Annotated in this window: 8 protein-coding genes; 6 read left to right on the top strand and 2 right to left on the bottom strand. The window is 47.6% G+C overall.

The genetic code is table 11. From position 1 onward, the window contains the following. The 3 genes from V6C93_RS28030 to V6C93_RS28020 form a co-directional block, all read left to right on the top strand. A partial coding sequence (locus V6C93_RS28030) for a PAS domain S-box protein (protein WP_333479962.1) occupies positions 1-3,204 on the top strand: 3,204 nt, incomplete at its 5' end. Continuing rightward, entirely contained in the window at positions 3,201-3,581 is a 381-nt protein-coding gene (locus tag V6C93_RS28025) for a response regulator (RefSeq protein WP_333479961.1), read from the top strand. The genes V6C93_RS28030 and V6C93_RS28025, both read left to right, overlap by 4 nt. Before the next feature lie 153 nt (positions 3,582-3,734). Then, complete coding sequence (locus V6C93_RS28020) at positions 3,735-4,019, top strand: Mo-dependent nitrogenase C-terminal domain-containing protein (protein WP_333479959.1); 285 nt, start codon at positions 3,735-3,737, stop codon at positions 4,017-4,019. A gap of 5 nt (positions 4,020-4,024) precedes the next feature. On the opposite strand, the gene V6C93_RS28015 is transcribed toward V6C93_RS28020, so the two are convergent. Beyond that, the gene (locus tag V6C93_RS28015) at positions 4,025-4,387 is read right to left on the bottom strand and encodes a CHASE2 domain-containing protein (protein WP_333479958.1); all 363 of its coding nucleotides are present in this window, start codon (positions 4,385-4,387) and stop codon (positions 4,025-4,027) included. Positions 4,388-4,801: 414 nt separating this feature from the next. Here V6C93_RS28015 and V6C93_RS28010 point away from each other — a divergent pair, with 414 nt between their 5' ends. Both V6C93_RS28010 and V6C93_RS28005 read left to right on the top strand, forming a co-directional pair. Beyond that, positions 4,802-7,141, top strand: a complete 2,340-nt coding sequence (locus tag V6C93_RS28010; RefSeq protein WP_333479957.1) for a serine/threonine-protein kinase — start codon at positions 4,802-4,804, stop codon at positions 7,139-7,141. Positions 7,142-7,477: 336 nt separating this feature from the next. Further along, positions 7,478-8,005: a hypothetical protein gene (locus V6C93_RS28005; RefSeq protein ID WP_333479956.1), complete on the top strand. Its 528-nt coding sequence runs from the start codon at positions 7,478-7,480 to the stop codon at positions 8,003-8,005. Positions 8,006-8,044: 39 nt separating this feature from the next. On the opposite strand, the gene V6C93_RS28000 is transcribed toward V6C93_RS28005, so the two are convergent. After that, positions 8,045-8,890 (bottom strand): leucine-rich repeat domain-containing protein, encoded by an 846-nt coding sequence (locus V6C93_RS28000; RefSeq protein WP_333479955.1) that lies wholly within the window; start codon positions 8,888-8,890, stop codon positions 8,045-8,047. Between the two features lie 226 nt (positions 8,891-9,116). Between V6C93_RS28000 and V6C93_RS27995 the strand changes: the two genes are divergently transcribed. Next, positions 9,117-10,448 (top strand): cytochrome P450, encoded by a 1,332-nt coding sequence (locus tag V6C93_RS27995; RefSeq protein ID WP_333479954.1) that lies wholly within the window; start codon positions 9,117-9,119, stop codon positions 10,446-10,448. The last annotated feature ends 211 nt before the right edge of the window (positions 10,449-10,659 follow it).

Here is a 10,659-nt window from a genome sequence, read left to right as displayed (position 1 = left end):
TCGCGATTTTGGGCAGATATTGTGATTACTGCTCTGCGAGATGAGGCGGGAAACCTACGCGGCTTTACAAAGGTGACGCGGGATATCACCGATCGCAAACGGGCAGAGGAGGAGCGCGATCGCTTTTTCAACCTCTCTAGGGATATGCTCAGCGTTTCTGGTACCGATGCTTACTTCAAGCGTTTGAATCCAGCATTTGAACAAGTCCTTGGCTACACCAACGAAGAACTGCTAGCCCAACCGTTTCTTGACTTTGTTCATCCCGATGACCGGGCTGCAACCCTTGCTGAAGTTGCAAAACTTGCTGAGGGGCATCTCACCCTTGATTTTGAGAATCGCTACCGCTGTAAAGATGGTTCGTACCGATGGATTTCCTGGAAAGCCTTTCCCATTGTTGAAGAAAACTTAATTTATGCGATCGCCCGCGATGTTACCGAGCGCAAACAGGCAGAAGTAGAACGCCTTCAGCTTCTCGCGCAAGAGCAACAGGCAAGGGCTGAAGCAGAGGCAGCTCGTAACCAGAGCCTTAATATTCTGGAAAGCACTACGGATGCGTTCCTCGCCGTGGATCGAGAGTGGCGTTTCACCTACTTGAATCGACAAGCAGAACTGCTCTTGCAGCGAAAGCGGGAGGAGTTGCTCGGTCAAGTGTTGTGGGATGAGTTTCCTGAATCGGTAGGCTCAACCTTTTACCGGGAGTATCACCGGGCAGTATCAGAGCAGGTAAGCGTTGAGTTTGAGACATTCTATTCACCGCTGAATACCTGGTTTGAAGTACACGCCTATCCTGCTAGAGAGGGTCTATCCGTCTATTTCCGAAATATTAGCGATGCCGTGGCGGCGGCGGCGCAACGCAAGCGGGCAGAAGAAGCATTACGAGAAAGTGAAGAACGCTTTCATCAGGCGTTTGAAAATGCTGCGATCGGAATGGCGTTGGTATCGCTGGATGGTTACTGGCTGCAAGTCAATCGTTCACTATGTGAGATGCTTGGTTACTCAGAGCAGGAATTGCTAGCGATAACCTTCCAGGCAGTCACCCATCCCGATGATTTGCAGATTGGAACCCACTATTTTCAGCAAATGCTGTCCGGCGAGATTCGCTCCTGTCAGTTTGAAAAGCGCTACTTGCATAAGCTCGGACATACGGTTTGGGGAATGTTGAGTAGTTCGATCATCCGTGATGGGCAAAACCAGCCGTTGTACATCGTTACCCAAATTGAAGACATTACCGATCGCAAACAGGCTCTTGAAGAACTCCGCAATTTGAGCAAGGCACTGGAAAGTGCTGTTGAGGGTATCGCTCAAGTCGATAGTCAGGGGCGTTACTTCAAAACTAATCCAGCTTATGCCCGCATGTTAGGTTATCAACCCGAAGAATTGGTTGGGATGAATTGGAAACAAACGATTTATCCAGATGAATTGGAGACTATAGAGACTGCCTACCAACGTATGCTGATTGACGGGAAGGCAGAGTTTGAAGTTAGAGCAGTGCGTAAAGATGGAACCGTCTTCGATAAGCAAGTGGTGATCGTTAAAGCCTACAACCAACAACAGCAGTTCATTGGGAACTACTGTTTCATGAAGGATGTTAGTGATCGCCGCGAAATCGAACGCTTAAAGGATGAATTCATCTCAGTTGTCAGCCATGAACTGCGGACACCGCTCACCTCCATTTCTGCTGCTTTGGACTTACTAGCCGGTGGCGTCTTGCAAAACCAACCGGAAGACGCTCAACATATGCTAGATATTGCAGCTAATAATAGCGATCGCTTAGTTCGTCTGATCAATGACATCCTAGACATCGAACGCATTGAGTCAGGCAAAATCGTGATGACGAAACAAGCCTGCGATGCTGGTGACTTAATGAATCAATCTGTAGAGGCAATCCAGGAAATAGCAGAAAGGGCTGGAGTCACCTTATCCGTTTCTCCTGTGTCAGTCCGCCTCTGGGCAGACCCCGATCGCATCATCCAAGTGTTCACCAACTTACTCAGTAATGCCATAAAGTTCTCACCTCAAGGCAGTACAGTCTGGTTAAGCGCAGAGTTGATTAGGGGTAGGGGTCAGCAGTCAGGGGTCAGCAGTCAGCAGTCAGCAGTCAGCAGTCAGCAGTCAGAGAGCGTTCATCCTTTATCCCCTTGCGATACTCTCCTGATTAAAGTTAGAGACCAGGGACGCGGAATTCCGTCTGACAAGATCGAATCCATTTTTGAACGCTTTCAGCAGGTTGATGCCTCAGACTCGCGCCAAAAGGGGGGAACGGGTTTGGGTTTAGCCATCTGCCGCAGTATCTTACAGCAGCATGAAGGACAGATTTGGGCCGAAAGCACCTTAGGAGAAGGCAGTACTTTCTGCTTTACCCTACCCATCCCTACTGCTGTCCAAGGTTCTGAGTTCTCCGTATTGAGTTCTGAGTTAGGAGATTCAACTCAAAACTCCCCCCTTGTTTTGGTCTGCGATGATGACCCCTCTGTTCGGACTGTAGTGCAAGCCATGCTAGAACGACAAGGCTACCGGGTGCTGACCGTCGCATCGGGACAAGAGGCGGTAGAACGGTCAGTTGCCCAGCAACCTGATGCAATTCTGCTCAACCTCATGATGCCAGAGATGGATGGGTGGGAAACTTTGGCAGTTCTGAAGAATCAGACAGAAACGCAAACAATTCCAGTAATCATTCTCAGTGGGCTGTTACCGGATGCGAGAGAAACCCCCCATCCGGGTGTCAGTGATTGGATTGTGAAACCTCCAGAACCAAGGATATTGCGTCAAGCTCTAGAGCGAGTATTAGCCGATCGCAATCAAACCATCAAGGTTCTGATTGTTGAAGATGACTTAGAACTGGCACAAGTACTCGCGACCGTGTTTTCTCGCCACGGGATAGAAACCTTTTATGCCCAAACCGGACGGGACGCCATTCACTTGAGCCAGCGCATTCTTCCCGATCTGCTAGTACTCGACTTGGCACTCCCAGAATACAATGGTTTTGCCGTAGTGGACTGGCTGCGGCAGCATGATCGCTTGCGTCAGGTTCCACTCGTTGTCTATACGGCTCAGGATTTAGATGAAAGCGATCGCGAACGGTTAAAACTCGGACAAACGCTTTTCTTTACCAAAGGACGCATTACATCACAAGAATTTGAACAACGAGCGATCGACCTGCTCAACCGCATGATTCGAGGCAAGACGGGAGATAGCCCTACATGATCACCAAGCGCATTCTAATTGTTGATGACGAATACGATATTCGAGCAGTAGCTCAACTCACTCTCAAAGCAGTTGGCGGGTGGAATGTATCAATTGCCGCATCCGGCGCGGAAGGACTGGCGAAGGCAGCCGATGAGCAACCCGATGTCATCTTGTTAGATGTGATGATGCCAGATATGGATGGCATAGAGACGTTTCGGGCGTTGCAGGCGAATCCAGCTACCCAGTCTATCCCTGTAATTTTGATGACAGCAAAGGTGCAAGCGGCGGAGCAGCGACGGTTTGCTGAACTCGGCGTAGCAGGCATTATTCCCAAGCCATTCAAGGCTATGAAACTCCCCGGTCAGATTGCGAAAACTCTCGGCTGGGATGAGTAGCCCGATTTTTTGGGCTTGACTAAGAGTCTACACAAGTTCTGCATTTTTCAGGTCTAACTTAGAGACTAGCCCGGATTAGAAGTAAAACTTTCATTTTGGCATCTACCATCCGGCTGATATTTCTACAATCTCTCCCCTATTGAGTCTCTATTTGTGAATAGCTTAACTGGAAGTCGCTTTAGTGCGCCATTGAACCCAATCCGCCAATGGCTGGAATCTTTAGAAATTCGTAATCCTCAAGTAGCGCGATCGCTGTGCAAGCTCATTCCAGCTAGTTGTCCCTTTGAGCGAGAAATTAAATTTCTTGACCGCACTATCGTTCGCATTCCACCACTGTGCAAACTGAATCCTTTCTACGAGCAAATCGTTTGCATTCGCTTCAAATCTTTAACCTATTTGGCAGACCAATGTGGTGAAGATGTAACGCTTTACTGCTAAACCCTCTAAAACGGCGATCGCAATTCCTGTCGCACTTCCTCTGGCACCCACCAACCCCAAATTAGGAGAAAAACGCTAGCGCCAATTAAACCGGTACTGGCAACACCAACACCCAAAAGATTTCTTAATGGGGATTGAGTCAGCCACCCGAAACCAATTTCTAAAATACCCCAAGCGAAAATCCACGCATATTCCCACCCATCCGACCAAGTCCGCAAAAGAGGTCGTTTGTCAAGTACAGCGCTGATAATTTGACTCACGGCATGGACTTGAATCTCTACTCCATAAATCAGCCCAACACTAGGGTTCTCATCGGCAATTGTCGAGGTATTTTTGATGTCAACCCCAGGAGAACGGGACTTAAACAAAATTGCTCATATCCCAGAATTTGATTGACAATTTCTCGATCATAGATAGATGGTTCCTGGTTAATCCCACCTTCAGCAATTAACCGAGCCGTCTCGTGCTTAGTTAGCATAGCCAATTCAGCGCCGTTTCCCTACCGAATTAATTTCCTTCCCCAGCATAAAATCAACCCGCGAACGAACCACAGAGGTAGACGTAGGATGTGTTAGCGTCAGCCGCAGAGCCTCAACCTGTAAGACTTTGATGGGTTACGCTCTCGAAGAGCATAATCACTAAGACCGATAAACTTCAGGTGCTAAGTATTTACACTTCAAGAAAGGAATTAATAATTTATGCCGTAAGACTGATCCCGCCTCATAACCCAGGAATTAGTGGGAAGACTACCATAGATTCATTCTGCTAATCGCTTCCCAGTTATGAGCTATTGCCTGAATCCCAGCTGCTCGAAGCCCCAAAATCCTAATAGCATCCAGTTATGCCAAAGTTGCGGGTCAACCTTGCTGCTCCAAAAGCGTTATCAAGCCCTAAAACTGATTGGTCAAGGTGGCTTTGGCAGAACCTTTCTGGCGGTGGATGGAGGTAAACCCTCTAAACCACGCTGTGTGATTAAGCAGTTTTTCCTCCAACAACAAGGTACCCCTAATGCTCAGAAAGCCGCAGAGTTATTTCGCCAGGAAGCTAAGCGATTAAAAGAGCTTGGCAAACATCCCCACATTCCAGCACTGCTAGCTCATATTGAGCAACAGGGGCAGCAATACTTAGTGCAAGAGTTTATCGAGGGGCAAAATCTTGCCCAGGAACTAGCAGAGGAAGGCGCTTTCAACGAAACCCAGATTCGAGGATTGCTCATCAGTCTGCTACCAGTCCTTAATTTTATACATGAGCGCAAAGTAATACACCGAGATATTAAGCCTGCCAACATCATTCGCCGCACCTCTCCTCCCCTGGGAACTCAAGGGAGGGCAACAGGAACTCATAGGAAAAGAGGTCAACTCGTCCTGGTTGATTTTGGTGCAGCCAAATTCGCGACGGGAACTGCCTTGCTCAAGACAGGAACATCTATCGGTAGTGCTGAGTATACCGCTCCCGAACAAATTAGAGGTAGAGCGGTTTTTGCCAGTGATCTTTACAGCTTGGGCGTCACCTGTATTCATCTGCTAACCCAGATTCCGCCCTTTGATTTATTTGATAGCAGCGAAGATACCTGGGTTTGGCGGGATTTCTTGATCAATCCGGTGAGTGATGCTTTGGCGAGGGTTTTAGACAAATTACTGCAAAGTGCGACCAAGCGACGCTATCAATCGGTCGCCGAAGTAGCGAGAGACTTAACACTTCAGCCGACTCCAAGCGCTATACGCAACCTCGCAATCGATAGGACTTTTGTCAAACCGACTCCTCAATCAACTCCCGAACAAGCGGTTAAGGCTTCAACGGTATGGAAACCTCACACTCCATCCTGGTTGGATAATGCAGACCTTTTAGAGGATTATCCAGATAAAACCCCGTTTCTTTTTCCTTTTGAAATCCCATCAGAAGCTCGAATTGAGCCCATAACTCATCAGTACTATTCACTGAGTACAACGACCCAGAAAAAACTACGGCAAGCGGCGGCTTTAAGAGTGGGATTTGCCACGTTGATGATTTTCGCGACCAGCAGTTTAGTTCGATTGACAGCCAATCATTGGCAGGGCAAGGATTTATTCGGTGGGAAACCGCCCTCGACAGAATTAGAACCCGACCGAGCAAGGTTTGATTCAGAAATGGCTCAACCCATCCATACTCTCTCTAAATCAGACTCAGTACTTTCCATTGCCGTCAGTCCAGATGGTCAAACCCTAGTCAGTGGCAGTGATAGTAATTGGGGAGAAACTTCCACCCTCCTGGAACAGGGGAAATCTCGATCACTCAAAGACAGGCAGAATAGTAAGGTTAGAGTCTGGGATCTGCCAACTCGAAAACTGCGTTACACCCTAAATACTCGCTACCCAGTTTGGTCAGTTGCGCTCAGTCCCGATAGTCAGATTCTGATCACAAGCACAAGTAACGATAGTTCCAATCAGCAGCTAGTGTCTGAAGAAAAGGGCCGCATTCAATTTTGGCATCTCCGTACAGGAAAACTGCTCCGTACCATCCCTAAATCGGCGGATGATGGGAAGTATATTGCGATGAGTCCCGATGGACAGACTTTTGCCAGTAGCGCTGATAACCAAATCAAGGTTTGGAACTTGCAAACAGGAAAAGTGATACACACTCTGGATGCAGAAGCGTCGGGTGTTGATTCTCTTGTTTTTAGTCAAGATGGAGAGACTCTTGCCAGTACTGGGTTTGATGGAACAATTAAACTGTGGAATCCGCGTACTGGAGATTTGATACGCACCCTAGAGGGACAAGTCGGTTCTCTTAATTCTATTGCTATTAGTCCTGACGGTCAGACTGTGGTCAGTGGGATTACGAATGGGGAAGTTGGGTCAATCGCAACTTGGAATGTGCGTACCGGGAAACTCATGCACGCTTTCAATCCACCGGAGTCGGTGGAGAAGGTGGCTATCAGTCCCGACGGGAAAACTCTCGCGAGTAGCAGTTGGGATTCTAAGGCAGGAACCATTAGGATTTGGAATCTGGAAACTGGAAAACTACTCCGCGCTATGCGTGCTCATCTAAGCGTTGTTGATTCTCTGACCTTCAGTCCCGATGGAAAGACCCTCGTCAGTGGCAGTCTTGACCAAACGATCAAAATTTGGCGAGTCTCTCCCTGACAGGGTGATGCTTGGGATAACATTTTGTGTCTGGCTATACAAACTGCTTTAATAAAAATGCCTATCTCTAAGCAGATCAGAGTTTAGTGTTGAAGCTGCTATGTTTCGAGAGTAGCTCAATAGGCACAGAGAAGGCATAAGCTTGCTGCACCCCAGTACAATCATCCTGGGGTATTTTTTTATGGGTTGCTTGCCCAAGCATCGGGAAGAAAATGGGCGATCGCACCCGATCATAAGCTGTCGCGCATACAAGTTGCGATCGTTGGTAATGGGTAATCGATATCCGTTATGTTGGTATCTAATCTGTGTTATTCCCTCTTTATCCAACAAGCCACAATGTATCCAGTCACTCTAGGATATGACGAAGCAAAGAAAAGAATAGAATCATTAATCCGAGATGGATATTGTTCAGAAGCCTTGGTGACAGCGGTATTTACGGCGGAAAAAATGCTGAGACGTACCCTACGGCAAATTATTGTCTCTGCGGGTTTCACCAGTAAGTCTGCTGAACAGTTAATGGGTTTAGCTAGAGGTTTGATGGCGTTAAAAGAACAATGGTTAATTTATGAACCCCATCATAGAACACTTGTCGAAGTAATTGGCAATCAGGAGTGGCAACAAATCTGTACTTTAGTCAAGATGCGAAATAAATTAATTCATGGAATTCGTGTTTATGAGTCTGATTATTGTAAAGAACAGGCCGAAAAGTTTATGTTTACCTTAGATGTTGTCAAGCAAAAACTCGAAGAGACTTATGGTTACAGTGGATGGGAAAGGCTAGCCGCTCGAAGAAAGAGTAAACTTCATGTCGATCCCAAAATCAAAATTATGGATAGCGCATTGATCGCTCACAACGAAAGATGAAAGTAGACTGTCAAGATAGGTCTACTGCCGTTGGCTATCCTACGATTGCTCTCGAAGATAGGCCAAAATTGCCTGTGCCCCTTGCTGGACAATCTCCTGAAGTGGCGAAGTCAGTGGATTATCGCTGAGGGATAGCGCTGTCAGGTTGGTGAGATTAGAGACTTCTTTGGGAAGCGTTTTCAGTTGGTTATTGCGGAGGTGCAGCTGTATCAGATGGGTGAAATTTCCGATTTCGTTTGGCAGCACCGTCAGCTGATTGTCGCTGAGAAAAAGCTGTATCAGATGGGTAAGATTTCCGATTTCCGATGGCAGCACCGTCAGTTGATTACTGTTGAGATTGAGTACTCTTAGATGGGTGAGATTCCCAATTTCGGGTGGCAGCAGCGTGAGTTGGTTGTTGTTGAGGAACAGCACTGTCAGATTGGTAAGCTGAAGAATTTCCTGAGGCAGCACTGTTAATTGATGATTGCTGAGGGATAGCACTCTCAGATTGGTGAGTTGAAGGATTTCCTTGGGCAGTGCCGTCAGATGATTACTATCGAGGTATAGTTTGGTTAGATGGGTGAGATGACCGATTTGTGTTGGCAGCGTCGTCAGTTGATTGCTACCGAGGTATAGGTCTTTCAGACTAATGAGATTCCCAATTTCTGCTGGCAGCGCCGTCAGTTGATTACTCCCAAGGTAGAGTTGGGTCAGATGGGTAAGATTACCGATTTGTGTTGGCAGTGTCGTCAATTGGTTGTTGTAGAGGTCTAGCGTTGTTAGATGGGTGAGATTTCCGATTTCAGGAGGCAGCGTCGTCAGTTTTTTGGCTGATAGGCTAAGGGACGTTACCTCATCCTTGGCTGCTTTTTCAATAATGTCGAGCAGTTCTTCGTCTGTCACTAGCACTCACAACCCATGAGAATTTCTGGGTCAAGTGTAACGTTTAGGCGCTAGCGTGACGCATAGCGATCGCCACTCTCTTGAGAGTCAGCATCCCATAAGGGTATTTTCACACATCTGCAAGAGCCATTACTTCCACATCGAAAAATTTGGTTTCCCTGAAAAACCGACTTTCTGGCAATCATAGAAGTAGTTATTCGTTTCTGTAATTGCTTGGTTGTGTTTCATGACTACTAATGATGCTATTGCTTCGCGTCCTTTACCTCCAGGTAGCTTTGGTCTACCCTTCATTGGCGAAACCCTGAGCTTTCTATCCGACCCAGAATTCGCTGACAAGCGGCATCAAAAACATGGCCCGATTTTCAAGACCCAGATTTTGGGGCGTCCCACGGTCGTTATGGTCGGGCCGGAAGCGAATCGCTTTATTTTATCCAGTGATATGCATCGGTTTTCTTGGCGCGAAGGATGGCCTAACACGTTCAAAGAACTGCTGGGCGAGTCGTTGTTTCTGCAAGAAGGAGAGGAACATCGCAGGAACCGCAAGCTGTTGATGCCAGCGTTTCACGGCCCAGCCTTAGCCAATTACCTGGCTTCAATGGAAGGCATTGTCCAAAACTATCTGGAGAAATGGGAGAGTCTGGGAACCTTTACCTGGTTTGGTGAACTCAAACAGATGACGTTTGATATTGCCAGCACGTTGCTGATGGGTAGTGAACCGGGGCCGCTTACAGCGCTTTTATCGCAGTGGTTTACTCAACTAACGGCGGGTTTATTTTCTGTACCGATACGTTGGAGTTGGACTACCTACGGTAAGGCACTCAAAGCGCGAGACCAACTTTTGGCTCACATCGAACAAGCGATTATTAAACGGCAGCAAGAACCCGCACAGGATGCTTTAGGATTGCTGGTGCAGAGTCGCGACGAAGAAGGCAATGGTTTGAGTTTGGAAGAAATTAAAGTCCAAGCACTACTAATGTTGTTTGCAGGTCATGAAACGACCACATCTATGCTGACCTCACTGTGCATGGCTTTGGCACAACACCCCAATGTGTTAGCCCGTACTCGTGCCGAACAGCAAGCACTGGCCGCAGAGGGTGGCTTGACTTTAGAACAGTTGAAACAAATGACTTATCTAGAACAGGTGCTGCGGGAAGTGGAGCGTCTGTATCCTCCAGTCGCTGGCGGATTTCGCGGCGTGGTGGAGGAGTTTGAAATTAATGGCTACACGATTCCCAAGGGATGGCAGGCTCTCTACCGAATTAACAGCACTCATAAAGATAGCCGAGTCTATACCGAACCAGAGCGATTTGACCCAGACCGTTTTAGTCCCGAACGAGCGGAGCATAAAAAACAAGAGTATAGCTTAGTGGGGTTTGGCGGTGGCCCTCGCATTTGTTTGGGAATTGCGTTTGCTCAGATGGAAATGAAGATTTTTGCGGCGCATCTGCTGCGTCATTACACCTGGGAGTTGCTACCAAGACAAAATTTGACTCTTAACCCGATACCGACACTGCACCCACGCTCTGGGTTACAGGTAAAGTTTCACAAGATGTCGTAGAGCGAATCACTTCCGCGTTGCATAGTTCAATCCCACGGCAAGAGATGCTTGCTGGATTGTCCAGTGTTTCGACACTAACCACAGTAGATGCCAACGACGTGATTCATTCCACTCGATCTGAGCAACCGAAGTAGCGGGACTTCAGTTCGCTGCTTGTCAGGTAAGGTTGGAGATGCGCTTTTTTGACCATGTCTCACGAAGCGATAGCGTT

The organism is Allocoleopsis sp., assembly GCF_036703385.1.
In the GTDB taxonomy this organism is placed as follows: domain Bacteria; phylum Cyanobacteriota; class Cyanobacteriia; order Cyanobacteriales; family Coleofasciculaceae; genus Allocoleopsis.
Note: the sequence above shows the minus strand (reverse complement) of the source record. Positions and strands in the feature narration are given on the sequence as shown.

Coding starts and splice junctions, on each gene's coding strand:
- V6C93_RS28025 (WP_333479961.1), top strand. CDS start 3,201: ATGATCACCAAGCGCATTCTAATTGTTGATGACGAATACGATATTCGA.
- V6C93_RS27995 (WP_333479954.1), top strand. CDS start 9,117: ATGACTACTAATGATGCTATTGCTTCGCGTCCTTTACCTCCAGGTAGC.
- V6C93_RS28010 (WP_333479957.1), top strand. CDS start 4,802: ATGAGCTATTGCCTGAATCCCAGCTGCTCGAAGCCCCAAAATCCTAAT.
- V6C93_RS28005 (WP_333479956.1), top strand. CDS start 7,478: ATGTATCCAGTCACTCTAGGATATGACGAAGCAAAGAAAAGAATAGAA.